This window comes from Aquificaceae bacterium (assembly GCA_037481935.1).
Lineage (GTDB): Bacteria > Aquificota > Aquificia > Aquificales > Aquificaceae > Pampinifervens.
This window is the reverse complement of sequence record JBBFKQ010000001.1, coordinates 179914-204827: the sequence shown is the minus strand read 5'-3', so window position 1 is coordinate 204827 and position 24914 is coordinate 179914. Positions and strand designations below refer to the sequence as shown.

Sequence of the window (24914 nt, the reverse complement as noted above, 5' to 3'; positions counted from 1 at the left end):
TAATCATGCTCACAAGACTGAGCCTTGAGAGCTTTTTCTTCATAAAGGGTGAAGAGGTATACTTTGAAAAAGGGCTTAATGTAATAACAGGTGAAACGGGCATGGGAAAGTCCCTTACAGTAGCATCCCTCTCTTTCCTTCTGGGGCAGGATGGTGATTATCCTGAGGGCACCTGCGTTGAGGCTGAGTTTCTGCTTGAGGATGAGCCACTCATAGTGAGAAGAGAGCTCATAAAGGGTAGGAGCAGGTATTATCTCAACGGCAGGGGGAGCACAAAAAGGGTGGTGGAGGAAGTTCTTTCCTCAACCCTCCTCCTTCAGGGACAGAACGACAGGACAAAAATCCTCAGGGCTGACTTTCAGAGGGATGTGTATGATAGCTTTGCAGGTTGTATGGAGCTCAGAAAACTGGTAGAAAAGGCATACCAGCGAGTGGTGGAGCTTGAGGAGAGACTCAAAAACTCAAACCAGCGAAGGATTGAGATGGAGGTGAGAAAGAGGCTTATATCTGAGGAAATAAGGGATATTGAAGAGGTGGGGCTGACGCCCGAGGAATACCTGCAGGTAAAGAAAAGGCTTGAGGAGATAAATCTGGCAGAGAGGATAAACAGCCTTATCCTCCAGGCTCTCTCTGGACTTGAAACATGCATGGAAGGTCTCAAGCTTCTCCGAAAAGCCCTGAAAGACCTGACCTCCCTTGGAGGCTGGAAACAGGATTCTCATGTGCCTGAGGTTTTTGAAGACAGCCTGACAGAGCTTGAAAGAGGCCTGAGAGGAAGGTTCATATCCTACAGTCAGGAGGAGCTTGACGGCCTCAATGAGAAAGTCTACAGAATTCAGAGGCTTGAGAGGAGATACAGGATGGACTACGGGGAAATATACAGGCACATGCTTCTTCTTAAGGAAGAATTGCTCAAACTTCAAGAGGAAGAAAATCCAGAGGATATTGAAAGGGAGCTGGCAATGAGGAGAGAAGAGCTCCACATGCTCTACGAGGAGCTGAGCAAAAGGAGGCTTCTGGCAAGGGAGGGCTTTGAAACCCGGGTTATTGAATATCTCAGGAGCATGGGGCTTGAAGGTGCAAGTTTTAAGGTTTCTTTTGAGGAGAAGCCGGGTAGATACGGCAGAGAACAGCCGAAGTTTCTCTTTTCTTCTTACGGCAGGAATGAAATGGATATATCTGATGTGGCCTCGGGAGGTGAAATATCAAGGCTTTCTCTGGCTCTCTTTATGCTATCACCACCTGCCCAGACCTATGTGCTGGATGAGGTGGACGCAGGCGTAAGCGGAAGAACCTCTATAAAGCTTGCAAAGCTTCTCAGGGAGCTTTCAACAAAGACACAGCTAATTGTTATAACCCACTCACCAGCCATAGCCAGCGCCGCAGAAAAACACCTTACCACAAGAAGAGAACTTATCGGAGACATACCCTTGATAAGGGTGGTGGAACTTTCAGAAAAGGAAAGACTTGAGGAAATAGCAAGGCTGATGGGAACGGTAAACAGTAGCACTCTGGAGGGTGCAAGGGAGCTCATAAGGGAGGTCTGCGGTGTTTGAGGAGCTTGTGGCACTCAGAGATAAGATAAAGACCTATGTGGACAGGAGGCTCTCTGAATTCAGAGAGCTTGGAAAGACGGGAAAAACCACCTTTGACTTCAGACCCTTTGCGGACTATGTATACGGCGCAGATATATTTTCTGAGCTGTGCTTTTGCCTTCTGACCGCCAATTCCTCTGCTCTTATTGGAATAAAGCTGCAGAGCACCATAGGCACAGAGGGTTTCAGAGAGCTCAGCCTTGAAGAGCTGGAGAAGTTAATAGCCTCTGCGGGTCATCGCTTTGCCCGTCAGAGGGCTGAAAGGATAGTCAGGGCAAGGGAAAGGTTTGAGAGGGTTATGGAGGTCATAGTTGATGCCTGTGATGGAAAGACTGTGAGGGAGCTTCTCAGCGACACATGCTCCAAGTATAAAGTGGAGGGCTTCGGTCTCAAAGAGGCATCCCACTTTCTGAGAAACATAGGCTTTGAGGATGTGGCCATAGTGGACAGGCACATATTCAGGTATCTGAAGGAAAAGTCCCTCATTCCCGACTACAGAACTATGACGAGAAAGGTTTACCTTGAGGCAGAAAAAAGGCTGGAGGAGATATGCAAGATACTTGGCATGTCTCAGGCAGAGCTTGACCTTTACATTTTTTACCATAAGACGGGAAAGGTGTTAAAATAATATCTGAGTCCCCGTAGCTCAGAAGGATAGAGCGCGAGATTCCTAATCTCGAGGTCGGCGGTTCGACTCCGCCCGGGGACGCTTGTATAAGTTATGAAATTAGTAATAGTAGCAAACAGACTCCCTTATATTGTTAAAAGCGTTGAACCCTTAGAACTTCAAAAAAGTCCGGGTGGTTTAGCTTCTGGGGTGCATACCTTTTTAAAGAGGGCTTCTGTAGGAAACTGGCTATGGGTGGGATGGGCAGGTTCTAGTTTGAGTAAAAGCAGCATAGAGAAAATAAGGAATATGCCACGAGAAAAGTATAATGTGCTTCCCGTGTATATACCTGAAAGGCTTATGGATAGATTTTATAACGGTTTTTGCAACAAAACCCTCTGGCCCCTCTTTCATAGCATGCCCACCCTATCATCCTATGAAAGAAATGCCTGGGAAAGCTACTTAGAGGTAAACAGGCTATTCTTAAAGACGCTTCTTGAACATACCCAGTTAGACTCGGATACTTTCCTCTGGATACACGACTACCATCTTATGCTACTGCCTGCCCTCGTGAGAAAGGCTATGCCTTATGCAAACATAGGCTTTTTCCTTCATATTCCTTTTCCACCGCCGGAGATATTCGCCCAACTTCCGTGGAGGAGGGAAGTATTGGAGGGTCTTTTGGGTGCAGACCTGATAGGCTTTCACACCTACGAATACACCACCAACTTCCTCCGCAGTCTAATGAACGTCTTAGGCATTGAACATACTATGGGGGAACTCATTTATAAGGACAGAGTTGTAAAAGTGGGTACCTTCCCTATGGGTATTGACTTTCAACTCTTTAACGAGTTTAAAGGGGATGAGGAAAAGGTAAAGGCTATAAGGGAAACCTTAGGCAACAAACGCATAGTCTTTTCAGTGGATAGACTGGACTACACGAAAGGAATATACAATAGACTGCTTGCCTTTGAAGATTTTTTAAACAGAAGAAAAGACTGGCACGGAAGGGTGGTGATGATACTAAACCTTGTGCCTTCAAGGGAAGGGGTAGAGCACTACCAAAGGATGAAAAGACAGATAGAGGAAAAGGTAGCGCAGATAAACGGCGCTTTTGGACACATAGAATGGGTACCCATACTATACCACTACAAATCTTTGCCCACCGAAGAGCTTATAGCCTACTACAGAGCTTGTGATGTTATTTTAGTAACCCCCATAAAAGACGGCATGAACTTGGTGGCTAAGGAGTTTGTTGCCTCAAGAAGGGATTTGAGGGGCGTTTTAGTGCTTTCTGAATTTGCAGGAAGTGGTAAGGAACTCGGTGAAGCCCTTCTGGTGAATCCAAACTCTGTAGAGGAGCTTTCAAAAGCTATAGAAAACGCCCTTGAGATGCCAGAAGAGGAGCAAGAAAACAGGCTTCGCATAATGCAGGAAAGACTAAGAAGATACGATGTGCTAAAATGGGGCATGGATTTTATAGAAAGTCTTAAAGGAGCCGTCTCCAAGAGGAATATGCTAAAAACAAGGGAGCTAAACAGCAGACTCCTGAAGAAGTTAAAGGACATGTATAAAGGCGCAAAGAAAAAGATCCTCTTTATAGATTATGACGGCACGCTTGTGCCCATAGCTAAACGCCCCAGTTTTGCAGTGCCTACCCAAGAGGTAAAAGAACTGTTAAGAAGGCTAAGCGGTGTAGAAAACACAAGGGTGGTTTTGATATCCGGCAGGAGAAAGGAAGAGCTTGAAAACTGGTTCGGAGACCTGCCTATAGTCATTGTAGCCGAACACGGATGCTGGGTCAGAAGACAGGGAAGCGATTGGGAAGCCACTTGTAGTATGGACAATGAGCTGAGAGAAAGGGTAAAGACAATAATGGAGGTGTATGTGGATAGACTGCCCCAGTCCTTTCTGGAAGAAAAGAACTCTACCTTAGCCTTTCATTACAGGAATGCAGACCAGGAGATGGCTTCTATTTTAGTATCCAGCTTAGTGGATGAGCTTACAGCCCTCCTGTCAAACACGGACATGTCCCTTCTCTTAGGTAATAAGGTGGTGGAAGTAAGAAAGTCCGGTATAAACAAAGGCACGGTAGCTCTGTCCTTCTTGCAAGAAGAGGATTACGATTTTGTGCTAGCTATAGGCGATGACGTAACGGATGAAAACATGTTTAAAGTATTACCTTCCAATGCAGTAAGCATCAAAGTGGGCACAGGCTCATCCTTTGCAAGGTATCATGTAACTTCCCAGCAGGAAGCTCTGAATTTATTAAAATACCTGATGAGCGATGACTGATGTATTTTACTTTAAAACGGAGATATGGGTGCCTCTCTACACGGGAGTTAAAGCAGAAAGCCTTCAGGAGTTTTATGAGGCTCTTCTCAGTGTGCCAAACGGTAGCCTCCTCTACCACCTGTACATAAACCTTTTTAACTATCATAACCTGCCAACCATGTACACCAACAGTTTTGCTTACTGGTTTCAACACATAGGCTGCGATGCTCTGGCGGAAAAAATAAGCTCCATAGACCCAACCCGTTATCATGACCTGGAAGCCCTCAGGGAAAGGCTGATAGAAATACTTTCAGAACACAAAGAGGACTGCGCCAAAAGACAGGCAAGCCCCTTTTATTTTATGGATATATACAGAGAGGTAATTGACATGGGAGAGCATGCCACCAGCCTGGAAGAACTCATAAAAGGCATAGAAAAATCCAGCATATATTCTCTTTTTCACCACCTTATAACCTCAAAGATTGACAATAAAAGGGTGATAAACGACTACTCCCAATGGCTCATGAGTATGGGCTATCCGAAGAAGGCGGAGCTCATAGAAGCTTTAGATTTATACGCGCTTAACCTGTATGAGGTGAAAAGTCTTATACTGGAGATTCTAAAAGATGATAAGACTTGAGGATTACGCAAAATATACAAACGGTGAAGCTATTGAAGAACTGCAGAAAATAGCCGAAGATTTAAAGGGTCTTAAAGTGCTTCATATAAACACCACAAGAGAAGGCGGTGGTGTTGCGGAGATACTTTCGCGCTTAGTGCCCCTTATGCAAGCCTTAGGCATTCAAACCCACTGGGAAGTTTTTATAGGTCCGGAAGAATTCTTCAGGTTTACAAAAAAGCTACACAACATGCTCCATCTGCCGGGCTCTGGCACCATAGAAAGCTCTGAAGTAGCCCTGTATTTGAAGACTACCTACACAAACCTGGAAAGGATAAGGACGCAGGATTACGATGTGGTGTTTGTGCACGACCCACAGCCTATGGGCATGGTTATAAACAAAGAGAAGCATCAAAAATGGGTCTGGAGATGCCACATAGATACCTCCACCCCGGACCCTAAAGCCTGGGACTTTATAGAGCTCTTTGTGAATGCTTACGATGTTGCCATTTTCCATATACCGGAGTTTGTCTACGAGAAGCTCAGCATCCCTTCCTACATCATACCACCCTCTATAGACCCTCTACATCCTAAGAATGCGGAAATTGAGGAAGATTTCAGAATAAATACCCTTACCAAATACGGCATAGACCCGGAAAGGCCTATACTCCTGCAGGTTTCTCGCTTTGACAGGCTAAAAGACCCCTTTGGTGTATATAAGGCTTACAGAATGGTAAAGGAAAGGTATGACTGCCAGCTAATATTTGCCGGCTCTTACGCCGGCGATGACCCGGAAGGACAGGAGGTATACACAGAGCTTATAAACCTTACCGCTGGAGAGAAAGATGTCTTTGTTCTAAATTTGCCACCCAACAGCCACTTGGAGATAAACGCTCTTCAGAGGTCTGCCACTGTGGTATTTCAAAAGTCCATAAGAGAGGGTTTTGGGCTTGTAGTTTCGGAAGCTATGTGGAAGGAAAAGCCCGTCATAGGCGGTAATGTGGGCGGTATAAGAAGGCAAATCGTAGATGGTTTGACCGGGTTTCTGGTGAGCACCGTTGAAGGAGCCGCCTATAGGGCAAGACAGCTACTTGCGGACAAAGAGCTAAGAATAAAAATGGGCCTTTACGCAAAAGAAAGAGTAAAGCATCGCTTTCTGATAATAAGACATCTTAAAGACTACGTAGCACTCATAAGGAGCCTATGTTTGAAAAGGTCTTAAATAAAACCTTCAAAAAACACCTTATGTATGTATTGTTGGGCGTCCTCTGTGGTTTTGTGGCGGTAATCTTTGTGTATGCAATAGATTTAGTGGAAAGCTACACTTTGAACCTCATTGCTCACTACTACCCTCCTAAACCTGCCGGAGAAGGCTACAGAGAAGCCTTTACCTTTTATCCTGAACGTTTTTACCTCCTGCCCCTTCTTACCGCTCTTGCTGGACTGATTTCCGGAATTTTAACAACCTTTTTATCTCCGGAATCTGCGGGCGTAGGCACCGACTCGGCAATAAAAGCCTACCATGAAGAAAAAAGGCTCTCCTTTTTGTCCTCCGTGGTCAAGTTGATAACCTCTTCTTTCACCATAGGCATGGGTGGCACCTCCGGAAGGGAGGGACCCATAGCTCTGATAGGTGCAGGTATAGGTTCTACCCTGTCAAGCCTTTTACAGCTTCCCAAGGAAGAAGGAAGAGTTATGCTGGGGGTAGGGCTCGGAGCCGGTATTTCTGCCATATTCAAAGCTCCTCTGGCTGGTGCCTTAATAAGCGCGGAGGTGTTTTTTAAAAAGGACTTTGACATAGAGAACTTGATACCGGCCTTTTTGGCTTGTATAAGCTCCTATATAACGGTGGGTTTTTTCCTTGGCTTTGAGCCAATATTTTCGGTGCATATTCCGGAGGGTGTAAATCTAAAGGCTTCTGCACTCTTTGCCTACTTTTTCTTCGGTTTGTTCTGTGCCATCTTTGTGAGGCTCTTTATTTTACTATTCTTCAGGGTAAAAGCTCTTTTTGAAGAATTAAAGATAAAGCACTATTTAAAGCCTGTTATCGGCGGATTTATGGCAGGCATTGTGGGAATACTTTCACCCTTTGCCATAGGAAATGGGTATGGATATCTGCAGCTTATACTTGATTTAAAGCTTATAGACCCCTTACTTATACTTACTGGAGCTGTTGGAGTTGCCTTAGGTGTTTCCTTTACTCTTGGTTCTGGTATGTCTGGCGGTATCTTTGGACCTTCTGTTATGATGGGTGGTCTCTTGGGAGCTTTCTATAGCTTGCTTTTGAATAAACACCTTGGGCTTGACCTCCACGTGCCCTCCTTTACCGTGGTAGGAATGGTAGCCTTCTTTGGAGCTGCCGCAAAAGCACCCCTTTCCAAGTCAAGTTAATACAAGGCTTGATTCCTTAGCATACAGAGAAGAATGGGGGATTTTGAACCTTGAAAGGCTCAAGGTGAAGGACTATATGGAGGAAGCTATAACCCTGCAAGCCCACCAGCCTATAGAAGAGGCTAAAAGGCTAATGGGAGAGCATCTAATAAGTGGTCTAGTGGTTTTAGAGGGGGTAGGGTTGTTGGAATCCTTACAAAGAGCGACCTAAGTAAAGAGGGAGAAACTGTTAGGGACCTTATGAGTGTTGATGTTATAACAGTAAAGCTGGAGGATAACTTAGCGGATGCCCTAAGGCTTATGCTCACAAAGGGTATAGGACACCTTCCTGTTGTTGAAGAAGGCAGGCTCTTAGGTATCATAACTCGCGAGCATATAGCAAGGGCGGTAAGGGAGTTAAAATAAAAGTATGCTACAGATAGAGGTGCTTCAGGGAAGCCTACTTGAGATTGAGGCTGATGCTATTGTGAACCCTTCTAACTCTCTGGGCTATATGGGTGGTGGTGTGGCAGGTATTATAAAAAAAGCAGGCGGTAGTATTATAGAAAAGGAAGCCATTCTGAAAGCGCCCATAAGTGTGGGATCTGCGGTGTTTACATCCGCTGGAAGGTTAAAATTTAAAGGTGTGATACATGCGCCTACCATGGAGGAACCTGCAATGGAAACTACTGAGGAAAAGGTCAGAAAGGCTGTCAGGGCAGCCCTTGAACTCGCAGATAACATGGGCTTTAAAAGTATTGCCATGCCTGGCATGGGAACAGGTGTAGGAAAGCTTCCCAAGGATGTCTCCGCAAGGGCTATGATAGATGAGATAAGGAATGTTCAGGCAAAGAACCTCAAGAGGATTCTTCTTGTTGACCTTGACTGGCAGATGGTGGAGGAGTAGAGAAGGCTTCTGTGAATGCGTCTTGTGCTCTCTGGAGGATGGCTCGGCAGGGAGGGGATATATGAGGCTAAGATAAAGAGAGTCCGTTTCCTCCACTCCCATGAGGAGCTATCTGGTTCGTCTTCTGGTTTTGTGGTGCTTTCTTACGCCCTTAGCTCGCAGACGCTACGCGTGCCGGTAAAAGCCTCTGGGCTTCCGGCAGTCATCTACCTTGAGCTTGAGGGATTTTATCCTCTTTCCAGAGAGCCCGAACAGGTAAGACTCACGAAAGCCTCCTCTTCTTTCAGCCCTGAGGGCTACATGCATGCGGTAAGAAGAACAAAGGATTTCATAGCGGACGGTGTGGTATACCAGCTTAACCTTACCTGCAGGTTTGACTTCCTTCTGGAGGGAAGCCCCCTTGACCTTTTTCTCCAATACTACAGAAATCAACCCGTGCCCTACGCCTTTTTTCTTGAGCTTGAGGACTTTTACCTTATGAGCGGCTCTATGGAACTCTTTCTAAAAAAGAAGGGAGAGATCATTGAGAGCAGGCCTATAAAGGGCACCGCAGAAAGGAGGGAGGAGTTGCTCGGTAGCGAGAAGGACAGGGCTGAGAACCTTATGATAACGGATATGGTCAGGAACGACCTTTCAAGGATTGCCATGCCGGGAAGCGTGGAGGTGTCCGAGCTCTTCAGGGTTGAGGAGTTCAGAACCCTTTTTCAGATGTACTCCACCGTGAGGGCAAGAACAAGAAGGAGCCTGCCAGAGATACTGTATGAAACCTTTCCACCTGCCTCCGTGGTAGGTGCACCCAAGAAAAAGGCGGTGGAGGTCATAAACCAGCTTGAGCCTCACAGCAGAGACTACTACTGCGGTGCGGGGGGTCTTGTGATGGGAGAGGATTTTACCCTTAGCGTTCTCATAAGGACTGCGGTTGGCTCTGGTGAGAGACTGTCCTACTATGCGGGTGCGGGCATAGTATGGGACTCAGAGCAAGAGAGGGAGTGGGAAGAGGTTCTTCTCAAGACCAGAGCCTTTTCTTCGTTATAATAACTCTCCGTGAGGTTTCCACCGCAGGAACGCTTTTTCAACTTTGAAGAGTCAAAAAGGCTCAAGACCTTTTTTCTCAGAGCCTGTGAAACCTTTCCAGAATACAGCTTCATAATGCTCCCATCCTTGGAAGTATACAGCCCTGGTCTTTATGGAGAAGGGGCTTTTGTGGTGGGAAGTCTTCAGGATGGAAGCCTTCTGTGCCTCAGAAAGGACTGGACGGTGAGCCTTGCGAGGTTTCTGAGCCTCCAAAGAGAGCTTGAGCTTCCCCTGAAAGTTTTCTACTTTGGAAACACCTTCTCCACCGGCTCTGAGCTGGAGAGCTTTCAGGTGGGCATTGAGGTGCTGGGTGAACCTTCCTCTGATGCGGAGGTGGATGTAATTCAGAAGATTGGAGACTACCTGAAAGCCTGCGGACTATCTGGGCTTCAGGTGAGCCTTGGACACGTGGCCATTGCGGAGGGGCTTCTCAGAAAGCATGGTGAAAGACACAGAAAGGCCCTTCTTGAGAAAAACTTTAGCGAGCTATCTGAGGCGGAAGAGCTCAGAGAGCTACTTCTTACACAGGGTGGGCCTGAGGTGCTGGAGGACTTCAGAAGAAAACATCCTGAGTTTTCCTCAGAGTGCGACAGGCTTCTGGAGGTATACAGCAGGCTAAGAGGGCTGGAAGTGCTCTTTGACCTCTCAGAGCTACGACCTCAGAGCTATTACACGGGTATAGTCTTTGAGTTCTTCCATCCTTCTCTGGGCTACCCGGTGGCGGGGGGTGGAAGGTATGATGGTCTTTACAGCACTCTGGGGAGGGACCTGTGTGCGGTGGGCGGGGCGGTCTACCTTGACAGGCTACTTGAGCTCTGAAAACTCTTCCAGCCTCGTGAGCCTCTCCCAGGGAAGGTTTTCCTTTCCAAAGTGTCCGTAGCAGGCGGTCTGCCTGTATATGGGCTTTCTCAGGTCAAGAAAGTCTATCATCCTTTTGGGGCTTGTGGGGAAAACTTCAAGGAGCCTTTCCCTTATCCTTTCTCTGTCTACCTTTTCCGTTCCGTAAGTCTCTATATCAAAGGCTATTACCTCGCTCATGCCAAAGGCGTAAGCCATCTGCACCATGCACCTGTCTGCAAGACCGCTTGCCACCACATGCTTTGCCATCATACGTGCCATGTAGGAGGCGGTTCTGTCCGTTTTGGTGGGGTCTTTGCCCGAGAAGGCACTTCCTCCAGAGTATGCCACATCTCCGTAGGCGTCAGAGACTATCTTTCTTCCCGTCTGCCCTGCATCTGCCGCGGGACCTCCCAGCACAAACCTTCCGGAGGGGTTCACAAGCATGCGTGTGTCTCTGCTTATCAGGTTCTGGGGCACCACCTTCTTTATTGCCTCTTCCACCATAAAGTCCCTCAACTTTTCAAGCTGGGTCTCAGGGTCATGCTGACAGAAGACTATGATGTCCTTGACAAAAAGGGGCTTATTATCCTCGTAAAGCACAGTAATGAGAACTTTACCGTCAGGTCTCAGAAAAGGGGCTTTGCCTGACTTTCTCAAATCCGATATACGCTGAGAAAGGCTGTGAGCAAGGCTTATAGGCACTGGCATCAGGTTATCTGTCTCACTGCAGGCATAGCCCACCACTGTGGCCGTGTCCCCTGCACCCTCTGAGGATATTCCAAGGACTATCTCAGGGCTCTGTTCTTCTATGGAGGTTATGACCGCAGAGGAATCTGCATCAAAGCCATGCTCAGGTCTGTTATATCCCACCTCTTTTACGGTTTTTCTGACCACACCGGGTATGTCCACATAGCTCTCCGTGGAAACATGTCCGGCCACAAAGGTCATGCCAGAAAGGAGGAGTATTTCAAGGGATACTCTGCTGTAGGGGTCTTTTCTTATGAACTCATCAAGAAGGGCATCCGCTATGAGGTCTGCCAGCTTGTCTGGATGTCCCTCCATGGGGGACTCTGCCATCTTTATGGTCCTTCCCATGGAGGTCTATTATAAACTACTCCAGTATTTCAAGAACCACCCTCTTATTTATTTTCCTTCCCATAGAGGAGAGGATGGTCCTGAGAGACCTGGCTATACGCCCGCCCCTGCCTATTACCTTACCCAGGTCGTTCTTGTCAACCCTGAGCTCAATAACCACTGTCTTTTCTCCTTCAATCTCCTGAACGTTTACCCTCTCAGGGTTGTCCACGAGGGATTTGGCAGTAATCTCAACTATGTCCCTTAGCTGGCTCATGGTTTACCTCCTGTCAGAGTATTTTTGCGTTCTTGAGTATGGCTTTTGCCCTGTCTGTGATTTCTGCTCCCTTCTGGAGCCATTCTTTGAGCTTTTCTTCCTTTACCTCTATGAGCCTCTTGTTTACAGGGTCGTAGGTGGCTATGACATCCACCACCTTGCCATCTCTGGGAGCCTTCGCGTCAGCCACCACAAGCCTGTATATGGGGTGATGCCTTCTTCCGTATCTTGATACTCTTATCCTCAGAGCCATCTCTGCCTCCTCAACACAGTCTGTTTATTATACACTATTTCCTCACAGAATTCAACACCACGCTCAGGGAAGAAAGAGCCATCATAAGCCCCGCAAGCTCAGGCTTGAGGTATACGCCTTCATTGTAAAGAAGCCCGCCAGCTATAGGTATGCCAAGAAGGTTATACACAAATGCCCAGAAGAGGTTTTGCCTTATTCTTCTTATTGTCCTGTCTCTATAATCAAAGAAGGTCTTTATACCCTCTATGCCCTTCAGAAGCACCACATCGCCTGCTCTCTTTGCCATGTCAGTTCCTGAGCCTATTGCAAAGGAAAGGTCTGCTCTTGCCATGGCAGGCGCATCGTTTATGCCATCTCCCACCACAGCAACCTTCAGACCCTTCTGCTGGAAATTCTCCACTACCCTTAGCTTGTCCTCTGGCTTTGCACCAGCCATGAAGTTTTCAATCCCGAGTTCCTGAGCAACGAGCCTTGCCTTTTCTTCGTTATCACCTGTTAGCATAAAGACATCAACGCCCTTTGACCTCAGAAAGGAGAGGATTTCTTTTGCCTCCGGTCTTATGCTGTCCTCAAAGTAAAACTCTGCAAGCTTTGTGCCGTTTCTGTAGAGGGCTACACCCTCCTCGGACCTTCCAAGAAGATAATCCTCACATAGCACACCCACTCCAGCCTCCTCTCTGCAGTTGCCGACTATCACCGCAGTTATGCCCTTCTGGAGGCAGTAGTCTCTCAGAGCAAGGGAGTACGGATGGTTTGAAGCCTGTGCAAGTCCGCAGGCGAGACTGAGGGCATCTTCTCTATACAGCCTGAAATTCAAAAGCCTGGGCTTACCCTCTGTGAGAGTTCCCGTCTTGTCCATGACTACAAGGTCTGGGTGCTTTTCAAGGGCTGATGGGTCCTTTATCAGGACACCCTGCCTGTATGCCCTGAAGAGACCCACAGTAAGGGCGAGGGGGACAGCAATGCCAAAGGCACAGGGACAGGAGACCACGAGCACTGCCAGAGAAAAGCTTACAGCCCTCTGAAGGTCTCCAGTTTTTAAAAACCACAGTAAGAAAACTACAACTGCCAGCACAACCACAAACTGAACAAAATAGTGGGAAAACCTGTCTGCAAGCCTCTGTATCCTTGGTTTTTTGCTGAGGGTCTCTTCCACCATTCTGACAAGGAGGTTTGTATAGCTGCTGGCAAAGGTCCTTTCAACCCTTGCCTTTGCATAGCCAGAAACCACTAAGCTACCAGATATGAGCTTTTCGTCCTGCCTCTTCAGAACTGGCACGCTCTCACCTGTTATAAGAGATTCGTCTACTTCAAGAGAGCCCTCGAGCACCCTGCAGTCCACAGGCACCATCTCCCCAGTCCTGAGAATAAGCGTATCTCCCACAAAAACCTCCTGCAGTGACCTTTCTTCTTCCCTATCCTTCCTCATTACCTTTACCTTCATTGTCTGGATTCCAAATAACTCTCTCAAACTCTTTAGAGCCCTCGCCCTTACCCATTCTTCTAGGAACTTACCCGTCTTTACGAAGGTTATAAGAAAGGCAGAAGTTTCAAAGAAAGGCTCACCGTGAAGAGTTCCCATCATAGCCAAGAGGCTGTAAAAAAGTGCGGAAGTACTACCAAGGGCGACAAGAAGGTCCATGTTTCCCACCCTTGCCTTCAATGAGCTTATTGCCCCCCTATAGAAGCTGTATCCACCCAGAGCCTGAACTCCAGCGGAAAGGAAAGCCTGAAGGTAAAGACTTGGGGGACTATGCCAGAGCATTAGGGCCATTATCAGAAGGCTTGAAAGCCAGCAGAAAAGTAAAAGTTCCAGAGATCTGCTTCTGCCAGTCACCCCTTCAACTCTGTATCCAAGGGACTCTATAACACTTTTTATCTGCTCAATTCCCAAGAGCTCCTCGTTAAACTCCACAACCACCCTTCCCAGTTCAAAGGACACCTGAACATGTTCCACCCCCCTGAGCTTTTTAAGGCTTATCTCTATTGCCCTCGCACAGTTTACGCAGGTCATTCCAGAGACTTTAAGAGATGCACGCATACACTGAATATGCTATCAAAAAGCTGTTAATTTCAAGAAGTTTATTTTACTTTGTTTTTTAGATAATCTAAAACCCTCTGTGGGTCTGCAGAGGGGTCAACGCCCCTGTATATCTTTTCAACCTTCAGCTCTGGGTTTATCAGCACCGTATCACGAGAGCAGAAGCCCGCTATAACTGTCACGCCATAGGCTTTTGCCACGCTACCTTTGGGGTCGGAGAGAAACTCCACTGAGAGGTTGTATTTGTCCCTGAACCTCCTTATGCTCTCCACGCTATCCGTGCTCACCCCAAAGACCTTTACTCTCAGCCTCTCAAACTCCGGCATGAGCCTTGTGTATTCCTTTGCTTGAGCGGTGCAGCCGGGGGTGTCCGCCTTAGGGTAGAAGTAGAGCACCACCCACTTGCCCCTGTAGTCTGAGAGGTTTACAGTCTTTCCCTCGTGGTTTTTCAGGCTAAATAGGTATGCCTGCTGACCTTCCTGAAGGGGAGCGCCCGCCTGAGCTATTCCAAGAAGGGCAAGCACTTTTATAAGAAGCTCCTTCATCTTACCACCTCCAGAAGGAGTAAGCTATAAGAATTACACCAAGGGTAAGGGGCAAAAAGCCAAGGTAAAACCAGAAGGTGGCAGAACCCACCACAAGGAGCACACCACCCATTTCAAGGAGGTCTTTTTTCTCTACCCTTGCCAGAGCACTGTAGCACCTTGACTGCATGTAGATACCGACGCCAGAAATCAGAGCGGTCAGAAGAAGCCTTTTGACCTCAAAGCCATAGTTGTCAAGCACATGCCTTGCCCACATGCCCCCCAGTATGGCAAGCAGAAGACCCACACCGAAGGTCCTTTTTAGCTCTCCAAGAGAAGCCCTCTCCAGAAGTCCGGCCATACCATACATCAGGGCGAGTCCTCCTGGCAGAACAAAAAACCAGCTTATACCCCCAAGGGGAAGCAGAAGTGTTCCTGCAAGGGCGTAAGTCTGGGGCTCTATTCCAGCAGTTTTCTTATTGTCCTGCATCTGTGTATAAACATAAGCCTCAAAAAAGCCCCAATCAAGGGCTCAGGCAGGTAGGCTTCTACCGTTAGATGGTCTTCTATTACCGTTGAATCGCCCTTTGGAATCAGAAGGTGTCTGTGTTCCCAGTATTTTATGAGAGCAGGCTTTTTGAGAGCAAAGTCTGTAAAACCGTAGGGACCCACGTCTCGGATTAGGCTTTCCATAAGCCCTATACCCATAAACTTGAGCTCTATTTTCAGACCATCTCTTAGCTCCTCCTTTGGGTTTAAGTCCATCAGGAAACCTAAGGGAGTTATCTTGAGAAGGTTCACAGGACTGTTAAAGAAGGCACGCACCCTTTCCAGTGGTGCTTTTATCTGACAGTGGTGTGTGAATATCATTCCCTATGAGATTATGCGGTGGAGCTCGGAGAAATATGATATAAATCATCTTGAAATATGAATGAAAATTCATTAATATTACTTTTGATAAAATTGTAATAAGGAGCTCTGAATGCTCTGGATACTTTTCCTTTTGCTAAGCCTTTGCTGGTCTCACGAGCTATGGATAGAGAAGAGGGGAGGGGAGTATGTGCTTCTTTACGGGCATCTCAGACCGGGTAGTGGTGAGGAGGCACAGGTGAGATACGACCCCAGCAGAGTTCACAGCTTTGAATGTTTTGACTCAGAGGGCAGAAGGCTTCCATCTCAAATCGTCTCAGAATATCCAGTGAGGCTAAGGGGCAAGTGCCAGATGGTTCAGGCTAACCTCTCCAGTGGCTACTGGACAAAGACTCCCGAGGGTTTAAAGAACCTGCCAAGAGAAGAGGTGAAAAACCCCATAGAGAGCTGGTATTCGGTGGAGACGGTCAGGAGAATTGAAGGGAGGATTCTGGCAAAAACACCCCTCACCGACGGTCTGGAAATAACCCTTCTGGAAGACCCCTCCAGTCTGAGAACTGGTCAGAAGTTCACCGTGGCGGTCTACTACGGGGGGAAGGCTCTCAGAGACGTGCCAGTATACCACAACGGCAGGGTGGTGGGCACCACTGGCGATGACGGGAGGATAAACCTCAGGGTGAGAGAGAAGGGCATGCAGTTGATAGGGGTTTCTGTGAGGGAAAAGGACCAGAAGGGCAGGGCGGATTACACGCTCAGAACCTTCTACCTTCTCTTTGAGGTGGGAAGATGAGCCTTTTACTGCTCTTTGTCCTGCTTTCTGTGTCCCTTTCTCACGAGCTTTTAAAGGAAGTTAGGAGCGAGGGCAACTGCATCCTTGTGCGCTTTTACTTTCAGGACGGAACCGCCTTTTCCTACGAAGAGTATGAGGTCTACAGAAAGGGAGACAGAGTCCCCTTTCAGAGGGGCAGGAGCGATGCCCTCGGCAGGGTGGTTTTCTGTCCAGACAGGGACGGGCTGTGGCTTTTGAAAATAAGCTCTCAGGACGGGCACGGTGCCGAGCTTGAACTAAGCCTGAGGGCAGGCAGACCAGAGCAGAGACACAGCCCAGCGGAGAGCTATAAAAGGGTTCTTTCAGGACTTGGATACCTTCTGGGAATTTTTGGTCTCATAAGTCTGATTTTTGGGAGGTGGAAAAGATGAAAAGAGTTTTCATCGCACTGCTATCCTTTGCAGGTTTTTCCCTTGCCCACCACGGGGTTGCGTCCCTTGGTGCGGTGGGTCTCGAGGGTCCCGGTGCACCCCTTGAGAGTTCAAGCTCCGCCACACTGCCAGAGGGCTCCTGGCTACTCTACACGAAGCTGGACAGCGTAAGGTGGAGGAAATACAGCTTTTCTGACTTTCCAGACCAGAAGGACAGGTCCGATTTCTGGATGCTGGGTATAGGCTACGGTCTGAGGTCCTGGCTTTCCCTGTATGTCTTTGCCCCATACAACGTAAAGAAAGAGCTCAGAGATGGGGGCGAGAGGAGCTTTACAAGCAGGGGCTTTGCAGACCCATCCATAATGGCGGTGCTGGGCTTTAAATACGATGGGGGTTTGAGGCTTATACCTAGGAGGGAGAGCCTTGAGGACATGATGGACTGGCATTTTACCCTCTACGGAGGCGTCAGCCTGCCCACGGGTGATGCCAACAGGAAGGGATATATGGGCGAGTTTGCTCCTGACATGGCTTCCGGCTTTGGAAAGCCCACCATAACCGCAGGATTTACCGCTACGAAGCAGATGGTCAACCTACCCGAGCTTACCTTTGTCTTTGACGCAAGCTACCTGAAGTTCTTTGAGCACCGATACAACACGGGAGACAGATACAGGTTCGGGGACGAATTCAGGGCAAACACGGCGCTCGTATACAGGGTTTTCAGAAGCCAGGAGAAGTCCCTCAGGCTTGACCTTCTTACGGAGCTCAACTACCTTCACCTTCAGAAGGACAGGGAAAATGGGATCAGTGTGGAAGACTCTGGAGGGGATGTGGTATACGGGGTCTTTGGCGGAAGGCTATACTACAGGAGGGCTTCCCTCGGAGCGGGTGTAAAGCTACCCCTATGGAAGGACCTCAACCAGCAGAGCCAGCAACAGGGTGCGGAAGGAAAGGAAAAATACAGGCTGATAATCACCCTTTCCCTCATCTTTTAGCCATGCACATTCCGGAGGGTTTTGTTGCACCACAGGTTTATGTGCCAGCCTATGCCGTGTCAATGGGGCTTGCCCTGTATGGCTTCAGAAAGTTTAAGGAAAGGCTCAGCGAGAGGAGCATACCACGGCTTGCACTTCTTTCTGCTTTTGCCTTTATCCTGAGCTCCCTCTCCTTTCCCCTTCCCGGTGGAACATCGGTGCACGGAGTGGGCGTTGCACCCCTTGCCCTTCTGTATGGTCCCTGGACTGCATACCTCTGCATGTGTCTGGTTTTACTGCTTCAGGCCGTCTTGCTCGGCCATGGGGGCATAACCACATACCCGGTGAACGCCCTTGCCATGGGTTTTGTGGGGGCCTTCAGCTCTTATGCAGTCCACAGACTTTTTGCAAAAAAGAGCAATGCCCCCTTCCTTGCGGGCTTTTTCTCCACCCTCCTTTCTGCCCTCTCTGTAGCCCTTCTGCTGGGCGTGCACCCCTACCTCTTCACAGACCCATCAGGCAGAGCCCTCTATTTCCCCTATCCTCTCGGAATAACCCTTCCAGCCATAACCCTTTCTCACCTGCCAGTTGCAGTGGTAGAGGGGCTTATAACTCAGGCGGTTGTAGGTCTTCTCAGGAGGAGAAACCTTGAAGGATAAAGTGCTTCTATTCCTGTATATGGCAGGTGTTGTCTTTGTTTCTTCCCTCAGCTCCCCCGGGCACCTGCTTTTTATCTTTTTCCTTCTCCTTCTTGCCCACATGCCTTCAGCCTCACGCAGGAGGCTCAGAAGGAGGGTAAAGCCTATATCCCTTGCCCTGCTTACCACCCTTTTCATATCCGTCCCATACGCCCTGTGGACTGGTCATTACTCTTACCTTTCCCTTCTTGCCCTGAGGGCGCTTGACATAATGCTCCTTACGCTTCTGGCTCTTTCCCGCATAAACCTGTATTCTGCACTGAGCTTTTCAAGAAGCCTCTCACAGCTCCTCGTGCTCTCATCCAGCTATATACTTCTCTACAGGAGGCTTTTTCTGGACTTTCTGCAGGCTCTGAAAAGCAGAAGTCCAGAGGGCATAAAGGGGAAAGAGTTTGTGAGGTTTTCTGAGGGTGTTGGAGGATACTTTTTTGAGAGGTTTCTGAGAGACTCAGAGGAGGTGGCAGAGGCTATGAAGTCAAGGGGGCTTGATCTTGATTGAGCTCAGAAATGTCTCTTTTAGCTACGAAGACAGACTCGCCCTGAAGGACATAAACTTCAGAGTAGGGGAGGGAGAAAGGGTGGTCCTTCTGGGCATAAACGGCTCTGGCAAGAGCACACTTCTGAAGCTACTGAATGCCCTCATATTTCCACAGAGAGGAGAGTATCTTTACATGGGAAGTAAAATTGAGGAAAAAGTCTTTAAGGACAGGGAATTCAGGAGGAAGTTCAGAAGGGAGGTGGTTCTCCTCTTTCAGAACCCCGATGTCATGCTCTTTAATCCCACAGTTTACGATGAGCTTGCCTTTTCTCTTAGACAGCTGGGGATGGAGGAGGGACTTGTCAGAGAGAGGGTCCTTTACTGGGCTGACAGGTTTGAGCTCACACCCCATTTGAAAAGACCACCCTTTGAGCTGAGCACGGGGCAGAAGCAGAAGCTATGCCTTGCCTGTCTTCTTGTGCTTGAGCCAGAGGTTCTTCTTCTTGATGAGCCAACCGCTCACCTTGACCCAAAGACCACTGGCTGGTTTGTGGACCTGCTGTGGGAGCTTCCCTGCACCACTGTAACCTCCACTCACAACCTCAGCCTTGCCGGCGAGCTGGGTAGCAGGCTTGTGGTGCTCGGTGAAGACCACGGAATTGTATACGACGGGGGCGTAGAAGAATTCCTCAGGGACAGGGAAAGGCTTTTAAGGGCTGGGCTTTTGCACAGACACAGGGGTAAAGGCGACTGGCATCTTCACAGCTTCTGATAAAATCTTCTGAAGATGGAAAAGACAACCCGCTTCTGCGTATCTCTTCCTGAGGGGCTTCTTGAGGAGCTGGACAGAAGAGTCATAAGGAAGGGCTACGCTTCAAGGTCTGAGCTGGTCAGAGACCTCATAAGAGACCTTTTGTCTCAGGAAAAATGGGAAGAGAACGAAGAGGTCATAGGTGTTCTCAGCCTTGTCTACGACCATCACGACAGGGAGCTGACCCACAGACTTCTGGAGCTTCAGCACGAGCATCATGTAAATGTGCTGTGCTCCACCCATGTTCACATAGACCACTACAACTGCCTTGAGGTTATCATCCTCAGAGGAAGGGCGGGAGAGCTTGAGCTTCTGGCTACAAAAATAGGAGGTCTAAGAGGTGTAAAGCTCTCAAAGCTTAGCAGAATTGCCCTGCCTGAGCTGTAGGCTCTGAAGGCAGTCCCACACCCTTTCCTCTATCTCATCCCTGACTTTTCTGAAAAACTCCAGCTTTTCCTCTTCAGAGCCTCTGTATGCGGCAGGGTCAGGAAGGTCCCAGTGAATCATCTGGGCTCCAGGAACGACTGGACAGGTCTGTCTTGCACTGTTGCAGAGGGTTATAACAAGGTCCAGCTCCTGATAGGGTATGGCTTCAAGCCCCTTGGGTCTTTGGGAGGATATGTCTATGCCCTTCTCCTTCATTACCTGAACAGCAAAGGGGTTTATTTCCTCTGCCGGGTCTGAACCTGCGGAGTATACCTGAAAGTTCATTCCAAGAGTTTCTACCAGCCTTCTGGCAAAGCCCTCCGCCATCTGGCTCCTTGCGGAATTGCCCGTGCATACGAAGGCTATCCTCATGTTTTCCATTCTATACCTCAGGTGTTAAGATTTTATTAAGATGCGGGGATACAGAGGAAAATACTACGCAATCCTGAAAAGGATAAAGGAAAGATTAATCAGATGCTTTGGGGAAAACCTCCTTTCCCTTGTAGTGTTCGGCTCTGTGGCAAGGGGAACCTTCTCTCCAGAATCCGATATAGACATCCTTGTTATAGTTGAGGACTACGAAAGCAGTAGAAGGGAGTATGTGAGGTTTTTTGAATGTGTGGATGAGGCAGTGGAGATAAATCCTGTAATCATAAAAAGGACTCAGCTAAGAGAATCTCTGTGGTTTCTCTGGGATTGTGAATTTATAGTTCTGTATGACAGGGAAGGATTTTTTGAAAAATTTGCAGAAGGATTGAGGAAGGTTATGGAAAGCAGGGTTATAAGGAGAAAGGGGAAAATGCCATACTATGAGGTTTTGTGATGGTAAATCCTGAGCTTGCGGAAGATTATATCAGACGAGCAGAAATAAGACTGAAAACCCTGGACCTTTTTATGAAAGAAAAAGATTATGCGGACGTTATAAGGGAGGCTCAGGAAATAGTTGAGCTTGTTCAGAAAGCCATGCTAATCAGGTCTGGTATAACACCCCCAAAGTGGCATGATGTAATAGACATTATTCTTGAAAACAGCCACAGGTTTCCAGAAGACCTCATAAAGACCCTTAGGGAGTTAAGAGCACTTACAAAATGGCTGAGAAGTCAGAGGGAAATCGCCTTCTATGGACAACCAGACTTTATACCAACGGAAGATTACACGGAGGAAGACGCCAGGGAAGCCTACCAGTTGGCTTCTAGATATATACAGCTATACCATAAACTGTTATGATTTAATTTTTAGAACAATGAAAAGGCAGAGCCTGAAGGAGCAGAAAAGGCTTGAGATAATAAGGACTGCCTGCAGGCTGTTTTCTGAAAAGGGATATTACAACACCACCATGCCAGACATAGCCCAGGCGGTGGGTATGAGCGTTGGAAACCTGTATAACTACTTTGAATCAAAGGAAGAGCTTGCAAAGGAAATTATGATGACGGTATCCGACTGGGTGGGGGAAAGACTCAGGAGGGTAAACGAGGCGGAGGTAAGCTTTCGGGAAAAGCTGGAGCTTCTTGTGAGAAGTTTTTTTGAAATAGCCCTTGAGGAGCCCGAGCTCATAAACTACTTTCTCAGGGTCTTCCTTGTAAACAGGGAGGTTTTCAGCGGGGGATGTGAGGGCTTTGCCTGTGTGGCAAGCGTCATTACGGAGATAATGGTCTTTCTGAGCGATGGCGTGGAGAGGGGGGAACTCAGAAACCAGAGCTTCTATCCTGCCTTTACCACCATAATGGGACCCCTCGGGGGCATGGTCTTCCTACATACGGAGGGACTTCTTAACAGACCGCTTATGGACTATGTGGATGAGGTTTCAGAAAACCTGTGGAGGGCTCTGAAAGCTTAGTCTTCTGTGCACCGCAAGGTAGGGAGGCGTTCTGAAGGGCAGAAACCTTCTGACAAAGTAATACCGTGCTATGTGGTAGCTTGTGTCAAAACCGTAGAAGTTGAGCCTCATCCTTTCCAGCTCCTCTTCCCTGTATGTCTTGAGTGGCTTTTTGCTCCAATCTGAAAGTCTCTTTTCTCTTTTCTCCTTTAGAAACCTGTCAAAGTCTTTAGAGTTCACAAAGCTCTTTAAAAAGCCCTTCAGCCCCTGGGTAAAGTCCTCAGGCGTCCTTCCGAACACGCCATCAATGAGACCTATCCCCATAGCCCTTTCAGAGCTTATGGGCATGCGGTTTTCCATTATCTCCCTTCCCCTTTCCCAGCCAACTCTCTTTGGAAGCGTATAGGTCCAGAACTCAGAGCCGTAAAGATTACCTATGTTCTTGTAGTGAGGGTTGAGCACAACTCCCTTTCTTGCAAACACAAGGTCGCAGGTGAGAGCAAGAAACACACCACCCGCTCCAGCATTGCCCCTTATGCCCGCCACTGTCAACCTGTCAAGCGTTGTGAGTATCTCCTCGCACAGGTCATCCATGGCGTTTATGTTCCTCCAGGATTCCTCTGCAGGGCTCTCTGAGGCTTCTATGGTGTTGAGGTTCATGCCGTTGGAGAAAAAGTCCTCACCACCCAGAAGCACAACAGCCTTTACGGGCCTTATTTTTGCGTATCTTACCACCTCCAGAAGCCTGTTGCACTGTTCTGTAGACATGGCACCGTTGTAAAAATTGAATTCAACGCAAGCTATACCCTCTTCCTCTCTATAGGTTATTTCCCTGTATGTGGGAAAATCCACCTCCTCCCAAGGTCTTATCTCCTCCTCCCTCAGTCTCTCAAGGGTGTTCTCTGGAAGAACCCTTGTCGCCGGCAGTTTTATACTCTGCCTTTCCCTTCTTCTCAGATAGCCAACCCATACTGCCCCATCCAGAGTCCCTATACATACTGCCTCATCCCTCCTTGCTATAAGCTCGCCAGGCTTTCCTTTGAGATAGCCTTCAGGATGTGCGTCAAAGAGGTAGTATTCCTCTCCCTCTATAAGGGCTTTGGCACCGGGCTGACCATCTCCCGAGTAAACCTTTTTAAGAACTTCCGCCGTGCTATCCCTATTCCAGTCCACCATCCTGAGGCTTCTCTCAGGGGCAGGTCTGAAATGCCCACCTCCCTGTGGTTTCCTTCTTACCATTCCACTCTCAAGGCTTTCCACCACCTCCCACAGACATTCTACGGCACCCTCCGTTACTTCCCTCCTATACAGGCTTGACTTCCTTGCCATCCTCATGGGAAAGCTTCTGAAAGCCCACAGGTCTCCCGCATCGTATTCCTCAACCGCCGAAAGCATACATACGCCCCATTCTTTCTCTCCCGTTAGGATTGCCCAGTCAAGGGCACTGGGTCCCCTGTCTCCCGGGGGTCCGGGGTGAACTATTAGAGTGGTGTAATTCTGCCAGATTTCTTCCGGTATTTTCCTCTTCAGAAAGGGGGCAATTATAAGGTCTGGCCTAAAGAGCTCAACCGCTTCTATCATGAGCTCTGGATGCACATCAAGCTCCACAGATACCTCATGTCCTGCCTCGGAAAGCTCGCAGTAGAACCGCTGAGAAAGGGAGTTAAAGCGATGACACAGAAGTAATACCCTCATACTATTCCTCTATATCTATAGTAGGCGTTGCATGCACCTTCTGAGGATACCATACAGGAGCCGAGAGGGTTTGAGGGAGTGCATACACTTCCAAAGAGCTTGCAATCTGTAGGCTCTGCTACGCCTCTTATAACCTTTCCGCATATACAGGCGGGATGTTCCCTGGGCTCTGGAAGCTCAACCTCAAACCTTTTTTCCGCATCAAAATCCTCGTATCGGGAGTTTATCCTCAGGGCGCTGTAGGGAACCTTTCCAAGACCTCTCCACTCAAACTCCTTTCTCAATTCAAAAACCTCAGCCACGAGCAACTGAGCCTTCAGGTTTCCTTCCCTGCTTACCGCTCTGGTATACTGGTTTTCCACCTGAGCCCTTCTTTCCCCCATCTGCCTTACCAGCATGTAAACCGCCTGCATAAGGTCAAGGGGCTCAAAGCCCGATATGACCACAGGCTTTAAAAATTCCTCTGCAAAGTATTCGTAGGGCTTTGTTCCAATTATGACGCTTACATGACCTGGTCCCACAAAGCCGTCTAATTCCACCTTCCCGTATTCTCTCACCTCAGGTGCATTCAGAATGTGCTGTATTGCAGCCGGTGTTATCACGTGGTTTGAGACCACGGAAAGGTTCCTCAGTCCCAGCTCCTTAGCCTTTTTTATGAGCACTGCGGTCTGGGGGGTGGTGGTTTCAAAGCCTATGGCAAAGAAGACGACCTCCTTCTGGGGATTTTCTTGTGCTATCCTGAGAGCATCAAGACAGGAATAGACCATCCTCACATCTTTCCCCTCCGCCCTCAGGTCAAGGAGGCTTTTTCTCTTGGAGCCCGGGACCCTGAGCACATCTCCATAAGTGCAGAGTATGAGGTTCTCTCTGCGTGCCAACTCAAGGGCGAGGTCCACCCTCTGCATGGGCAGAACGCACACAGGACAGCCCGGACCGTGGATGAACTTTACGTAGCCTTCCAGAAGCTGGTCTATACCATGCTTTACTATGGTATGCGTGTGCCCCCCGCAAAACTCCATGATTCTTACAGTCTTTCCAAGCCTTTCCACCGCACTCTTTATGCTCTTTTCAAGCTTCCTTACCGCCTCAGCTTCCCTGAAGTTCGCCAAGAGCTTCATCTTCCTCCTCCAGCAACTGCTCAAAGAGCTTCAGGCTCTCAAGGGCGTATTCCTCATCCAGCTTCTGTATGGCAAAGCCCACATGCACAAGAACCCAGTCGCCCACGGAAACCCCTTCCTGGAGAAGGTCAAGGGATACCACCCTTCTTGCTCCAAAGGTTTCAACCACCGCGGTGTTGTCTTCTTTCAGCTCCACCACCTTTGAGGGGATAGAAAGGCACATGTTCGCCTCCTGAATGCTCGTTCATCCTTAATATAGCCATACTCACCCTGCAGGCAACTTTTTATTACATTTTTATCAAAAGTAATAAAGATTAGAAGCGCTTATAGACCCTATAAGTATTTTTTCCTTGACTGTTTATGTGATACAGGTTAT

31 protein-coding genes and 1 tRNA gene are annotated in these 24914 nt (G+C 48.2%); 21 read left to right on the top strand and 11 right to left on the bottom strand.

The features are described from left to right. Positions 1-5 precede the first annotated feature (5 nt). The 11 genes from WHS43_01175 (at position 6) to WHS43_01125 (ending at position 10265) form a co-directional block, all read left to right on the top strand. Positions 6-1556, top strand: coding sequence for an AAA family ATPase (locus WHS43_01175; protein ID MEJ5338252.1), 1551 nt, complete (start codon positions 6-8; stop codon positions 1554-1556). Further along, positions 1549-2223 (top strand): N-glycosylase/DNA lyase, encoded by a 675-nt coding sequence (locus WHS43_01170; GenBank protein ID MEJ5338251.1) that lies wholly within the window; start codon positions 1549-1551, stop codon positions 2221-2223. The genes WHS43_01175 and WHS43_01170 overlap by 8 nt, the downstream gene beginning before the upstream one ends. A gap of 7 nt (positions 2224-2230) precedes the next feature. Continuing rightward, positions 2231-2304: transfer RNA gene (locus WHS43_01165), tRNA-Arg, on the top strand. A 12-nt stretch (positions 2305-2316) separates the two neighbouring features. Then, positions 2317-4497, top strand: coding sequence for a bifunctional alpha,alpha-trehalose-phosphate synthase (UDP-forming)/trehalose-phosphatase (locus WHS43_01160; GenBank protein MEJ5338250.1), 2181 nt, complete (start codon positions 2317-2319; stop codon positions 4495-4497). Beyond that, positions 4490-5116 carry a DUF5752 family protein gene (locus WHS43_01155; protein ID MEJ5338249.1) on the top strand — a complete coding sequence of 209 codons (627 nt, stop codon included), beginning with the start codon at positions 4490-4492 and terminating at the stop codon, positions 5114-5116. The genes WHS43_01160 and WHS43_01155 overlap by 8 nt, the downstream gene beginning before the upstream one ends. Then, a complete protein-coding gene (locus WHS43_01150) occupies positions 5103-6317 on the top strand; it encodes a glycosyltransferase (GenBank protein MEJ5338248.1) in 1215 nt (404 codons plus the stop codon). Before WHS43_01155 ends, WHS43_01150 begins: the two co-directional genes overlap by 14 nt. Beyond that, positions 6299-7486, top strand: a complete 1188-nt coding sequence (locus WHS43_01145) for a chloride channel protein (protein MEJ5338247.1) — start codon at positions 6299-6301, stop codon at positions 7484-7486. The genes WHS43_01150 and WHS43_01145 overlap by 19 nt, the downstream gene beginning before the upstream one ends. A gap of 240 nt (positions 7487-7726) precedes the next feature. Continuing rightward, complete coding sequence (locus tag WHS43_01140; protein MEJ5338246.1) at positions 7727-7891, top strand: CBS domain-containing protein; 165 nt, start codon at positions 7727-7729, stop codon at positions 7889-7891. Positions 7892-7895: 4 nt separating this feature from the next. Further along, positions 7896-8372, top strand: a complete 477-nt coding sequence (locus WHS43_01135; protein MEJ5338245.1) for an ADP-ribose-binding protein — start codon at positions 7896-7898, stop codon at positions 8370-8372. Positions 8373-8387: 15 nt separating this feature from the next. Next, the gene (locus tag WHS43_01130) at positions 8388-9407 is read left to right on the top strand and encodes an anthranilate synthase component I family protein (GenBank protein MEJ5338244.1); all 1020 of its coding nucleotides are present in this window, start codon (positions 8388-8390) and stop codon (positions 9405-9407) included. A 9-nt stretch (positions 9408-9416) separates the two neighbouring features. After that, positions 9417-10265 (top strand): ATP phosphoribosyltransferase regulatory subunit, encoded by an 849-nt coding sequence (locus WHS43_01125; protein ID MEJ5338243.1) that lies wholly within the window; start codon positions 9417-9419, stop codon positions 10263-10265. On the opposite strand, the gene metK is transcribed toward WHS43_01125, so the two are convergent. Genes metK through WHS43_01090 form a run of 7 tightly spaced genes read right to left on the bottom strand, consistent with a single transcriptional unit; the run spans position 10251 to position 15325 of the window. Beyond that, the gene (metK, locus tag WHS43_01120) at positions 10251-11381 is read right to left on the bottom strand and encodes a methionine adenosyltransferase (protein MEJ5338242.1); all 1131 of its coding nucleotides are present in this window, start codon (positions 11379-11381) and stop codon (positions 10251-10253) included. The two genes, WHS43_01125 and metK, sit on opposite strands and share 15 nt — an antisense overlap. A 16-nt stretch (positions 11382-11397) precedes the next feature. Next, positions 11398-11637, bottom strand: coding sequence for a KH domain-containing protein (locus tag WHS43_01115; GenBank protein MEJ5338241.1), 240 nt, complete (start codon positions 11635-11637; stop codon positions 11398-11400). 13 nt (positions 11638-11650) lie between these two features. Next, a complete protein-coding gene (gene rpsP, locus WHS43_01110; GenBank protein MEJ5338240.1) occupies positions 11651-11890 on the bottom strand; it encodes a 30S ribosomal protein S16 in 240 nt (79 codons plus the stop codon). 34 nt (positions 11891-11924) lie between these two features. Next, positions 11925-13931 carry a cation-translocating P-type ATPase gene (locus WHS43_01105; GenBank protein MEJ5338239.1) on the bottom strand — a complete coding sequence of 669 codons (2007 nt, stop codon included), beginning with the start codon at positions 13929-13931 and terminating at the stop codon, positions 11925-11927. Positions 13932-13972: 41 nt separating this feature from the next. Further along, a complete protein-coding gene (locus WHS43_01100) occupies positions 13973-14476 on the bottom strand; it encodes a peroxiredoxin (GenBank protein MEJ5338238.1) in 504 nt (167 codons plus the stop codon). A gap of 1 nt (position 14477) precedes the next feature. Beyond that, the gene (locus WHS43_01095) at positions 14478-14945 is read right to left on the bottom strand and encodes a hypothetical protein (GenBank protein MEJ5338237.1); all 468 of its coding nucleotides are present in this window, start codon (positions 14943-14945) and stop codon (positions 14478-14480) included. Then, positions 14915-15325 (bottom strand): hypothetical protein, encoded by a 411-nt coding sequence (locus WHS43_01090; protein ID MEJ5338236.1) that lies wholly within the window; start codon positions 15323-15325, stop codon positions 14915-14917. Before WHS43_01090 ends, WHS43_01095 begins: the two co-directional genes overlap by 31 nt. 112 nt (positions 15326-15437) lie before the next feature. Between WHS43_01090 and WHS43_01085 the strand changes: the two genes are divergently transcribed. From WHS43_01085 to nikR, 7 genes are read left to right on the top strand one after another with little or no spacing between them, the layout of a single operon-like run. Then, a complete protein-coding gene (locus tag WHS43_01085) occupies positions 15438-16115 on the top strand; it encodes a DUF4198 domain-containing protein (protein MEJ5338235.1) in 678 nt (225 codons plus the stop codon). After that, complete coding sequence (locus tag WHS43_01080) at positions 16112-16525, top strand: hypothetical protein (GenBank protein MEJ5338234.1); 414 nt, start codon at positions 16112-16114, stop codon at positions 16523-16525. The genes WHS43_01085 and WHS43_01080 overlap by 4 nt, the downstream gene beginning before the upstream one ends. Continuing rightward, positions 16522-17517: a transporter gene (locus WHS43_01075; GenBank protein ID MEJ5338233.1), complete on the top strand. Its 996-nt coding sequence runs from the start codon at positions 16522-16524 to the stop codon at positions 17515-17517. Before WHS43_01080 ends, WHS43_01075 begins: the two co-directional genes overlap by 4 nt. Positions 17518-17519: 2 nt before the next feature. Continuing rightward, positions 17520-18155 carry an energy-coupling factor ABC transporter permease gene (locus tag WHS43_01070; GenBank protein MEJ5338232.1) on the top strand — a complete coding sequence of 212 codons (636 nt, stop codon included), beginning with the start codon at positions 17520-17522 and terminating at the stop codon, positions 18153-18155. Continuing rightward, positions 18145-18693: a hypothetical protein gene (locus WHS43_01065; protein ID MEJ5338231.1), complete on the top strand. Its 549-nt coding sequence runs from the start codon at positions 18145-18147 to the stop codon at positions 18691-18693. The genes WHS43_01070 and WHS43_01065 overlap by 11 nt, the downstream gene beginning before the upstream one ends. Beyond that, a complete protein-coding gene (locus WHS43_01060) occupies positions 18686-19444 on the top strand; it encodes an ABC transporter ATP-binding protein (GenBank protein ID MEJ5338230.1) in 759 nt (252 codons plus the stop codon). The genes WHS43_01065 and WHS43_01060 overlap by 8 nt, the downstream gene beginning before the upstream one ends. A 15-nt stretch (positions 19445-19459) precedes the next feature. Further along, positions 19460-19870, top strand: a complete 411-nt coding sequence (gene nikR, locus WHS43_01055; protein ID MEJ5338229.1) for a nickel-responsive transcriptional regulator NikR — start codon at positions 19460-19462, stop codon at positions 19868-19870. Here the strand turns inward: nikR and WHS43_01050 are convergent. Next, positions 19835-20290 (bottom strand): arsenate reductase ArsC, encoded by a 456-nt coding sequence (locus WHS43_01050; GenBank protein MEJ5338228.1) that lies wholly within the window; start codon positions 20288-20290, stop codon positions 19835-19837. The two genes, nikR and WHS43_01050, sit on opposite strands and share 36 nt — an antisense overlap. A gap of 31 nt (positions 20291-20321) precedes the next feature. Between WHS43_01050 and WHS43_01045 the strand changes: the two genes are divergently transcribed. The 3 genes from WHS43_01045 to WHS43_01035 are packed head-to-tail and all read left to right on the top strand — an operon-like array spanning position 20322 to position 21746. Then, positions 20322-20732 carry a nucleotidyltransferase domain-containing protein gene (locus WHS43_01045; protein ID MEJ5338227.1) on the top strand — a complete coding sequence of 137 codons (411 nt, stop codon included), beginning with the start codon at positions 20322-20324 and terminating at the stop codon, positions 20730-20732. Beyond that, positions 20732-21136 carry a HEPN domain-containing protein gene (locus tag WHS43_01040; protein ID MEJ5338226.1) on the top strand — a complete coding sequence of 135 codons (405 nt, stop codon included), beginning with the start codon at positions 20732-20734 and terminating at the stop codon, positions 21134-21136. Before WHS43_01045 ends, WHS43_01040 begins: the two co-directional genes overlap by 1 nt. A 16-nt stretch (positions 21137-21152) precedes the next feature. Next, positions 21153-21746, top strand: a complete 594-nt coding sequence (locus WHS43_01035; GenBank protein MEJ5338225.1) for a TetR/AcrR family transcriptional regulator — start codon at positions 21153-21155, stop codon at positions 21744-21746. On the opposite strand, the gene WHS43_01030 is transcribed toward WHS43_01035, so the two are convergent. Genes WHS43_01030 through WHS43_01020 form a run of 3 tightly spaced genes read right to left on the bottom strand, consistent with a single transcriptional unit; the run spans position 21714 to position 24761 of the window. Then, entirely contained in the window at positions 21714-23420 is a 1707-nt protein-coding gene (locus tag WHS43_01030; protein MEJ5338224.1) for a hydrogenase maturation protein, read from the bottom strand. The genes WHS43_01035 and WHS43_01030 overlap by 33 nt on opposite strands. Next, entirely contained in the window at positions 23417-24538 is a 1122-nt protein-coding gene (hypD, locus tag WHS43_01025) for a hydrogenase formation protein HypD (protein MEJ5338223.1), read from the bottom strand. The genes WHS43_01030 and hypD overlap by 4 nt, the downstream gene beginning before the upstream one ends. Then, the gene (locus tag WHS43_01020) at positions 24507-24761 is read right to left on the bottom strand and encodes a HypC/HybG/HupF family hydrogenase formation chaperone (protein ID MEJ5338222.1); all 255 of its coding nucleotides are present in this window, start codon (positions 24759-24761) and stop codon (positions 24507-24509) included. Before WHS43_01020 ends, hypD begins: the two co-directional genes overlap by 32 nt. Positions 24762-24914 lie beyond the last annotated feature (153 nt).

Excerpts from the sequence above, each read along its gene's own strand:
- WHS43_01175 (MEJ5338252.1), top strand. The coding sequence starts at position 6 with ATGCTCACAAGACTGAGCCTTGAGAGCTTTTTCTTCATAAAGGGTGAA.
- WHS43_01160 (MEJ5338250.1), top strand. The coding sequence starts at position 2,317 with ATGAAATTAGTAATAGTAGCAAACAGACTCCCTTATATTGTTAAAAGC.
- WHS43_01155 (MEJ5338249.1), top strand. The coding sequence starts at position 4,490 with ATGACTGATGTATTTTACTTTAAAACGGAGATATGGGTGCCTCTCTAC.
- WHS43_01150 (MEJ5338248.1), top strand. The coding sequence starts at position 5,103 with ATGATAAGACTTGAGGATTACGCAAAATATACAAACGGTGAAGCTATT.
- WHS43_01145 (MEJ5338247.1), top strand. The coding sequence starts at position 6,299 with ATGTTTGAAAAGGTCTTAAATAAAACCTTCAAAAAACACCTTATGTAT.
- WHS43_01140 (MEJ5338246.1), top strand. The coding sequence starts at position 7,727 with ATGAGTGTTGATGTTATAACAGTAAAGCTGGAGGATAACTTAGCGGAT.
- WHS43_01135 (MEJ5338245.1), top strand. The coding sequence starts at position 7,896 with ATGCTACAGATAGAGGTGCTTCAGGGAAGCCTACTTGAGATTGAGGCT.
- WHS43_01130 (MEJ5338244.1), top strand. The coding sequence starts at position 8,388 with ATGCGTCTTGTGCTCTCTGGAGGATGGCTCGGCAGGGAGGGGATATAT.
- metK (MEJ5338242.1), bottom strand. The coding sequence starts at position 11,381 with ATGGGAAGGACCATAAAGATGGCAGAGTCCCCCATGGAGGGACATCCA.
- WHS43_01115 (MEJ5338241.1), bottom strand. The coding sequence starts at position 11,637 with ATGAGCCAGCTAAGGGACATAGTTGAGATTACTGCCAAATCCCTCGTG.
- rpsP (MEJ5338240.1), bottom strand. The coding sequence starts at position 11,890 with ATGGCTCTGAGGATAAGAGTATCAAGATACGGAAGAAGGCATCACCCC.
- WHS43_01105 (MEJ5338239.1), bottom strand. The coding sequence starts at position 13,931 with ATGCGTGCATCTCTTAAAGTCTCTGGAATGACCTGCGTAAACTGTGCG.
- WHS43_01100 (MEJ5338238.1), bottom strand. The coding sequence starts at position 14,476 with ATGAAGGAGCTTCTTATAAAAGTGCTTGCCCTTCTTGGAATAGCTCAG.
- WHS43_01095 (MEJ5338237.1), bottom strand. The coding sequence starts at position 14,945 with ATGCAGGACAATAAGAAAACTGCTGGAATAGAGCCCCAGACTTACGCC.
- WHS43_01090 (MEJ5338236.1), bottom strand. The coding sequence starts at position 15,325 with ATGATATTCACACACCACTGTCAGATAAAAGCACCACTGGAAAGGGTG.
- WHS43_01085 (MEJ5338235.1), top strand. The coding sequence starts at position 15,438 with ATGCTCTGGATACTTTTCCTTTTGCTAAGCCTTTGCTGGTCTCACGAG.
- WHS43_01080 (MEJ5338234.1), top strand. The coding sequence starts at position 16,112 with ATGAGCCTTTTACTGCTCTTTGTCCTGCTTTCTGTGTCCCTTTCTCAC.
- WHS43_01075 (MEJ5338233.1), top strand. The coding sequence starts at position 16,522 with ATGAAAAGAGTTTTCATCGCACTGCTATCCTTTGCAGGTTTTTCCCTT.
- WHS43_01070 (MEJ5338232.1), top strand. The coding sequence starts at position 17,520 with ATGCACATTCCGGAGGGTTTTGTTGCACCACAGGTTTATGTGCCAGCC.
- nikR (MEJ5338229.1), top strand. The coding sequence starts at position 19,460 with ATGGAAAAGACAACCCGCTTCTGCGTATCTCTTCCTGAGGGGCTTCTT.
- WHS43_01050 (MEJ5338228.1), bottom strand. The coding sequence starts at position 20,290 with ATGGAAAACATGAGGATAGCCTTCGTATGCACGGGCAATTCCGCAAGG.
- WHS43_01045 (MEJ5338227.1), top strand. The coding sequence starts at position 20,322 with ATGCGGGGATACAGAGGAAAATACTACGCAATCCTGAAAAGGATAAAG.
- WHS43_01040 (MEJ5338226.1), top strand. The coding sequence starts at position 20,732 with ATGGTAAATCCTGAGCTTGCGGAAGATTATATCAGACGAGCAGAAATA.
- WHS43_01035 (MEJ5338225.1), top strand. The coding sequence starts at position 21,153 with ATGAAAAGGCAGAGCCTGAAGGAGCAGAAAAGGCTTGAGATAATAAGG.
- WHS43_01030 (MEJ5338224.1), bottom strand. The coding sequence starts at position 23,420 with ATGAGGGTATTACTTCTGTGTCATCGCTTTAACTCCCTTTCTCAGCGG.
- hypD (MEJ5338223.1), bottom strand. The coding sequence starts at position 24,538 with ATGAAGCTCTTGGCGAACTTCAGGGAAGCTGAGGCGGTAAGGAAGCTT.
- WHS43_01020 (MEJ5338222.1), bottom strand. The coding sequence starts at position 24,761 with ATGTGCCTTTCTATCCCCTCAAAGGTGGTGGAGCTGAAAGAAGACAAC.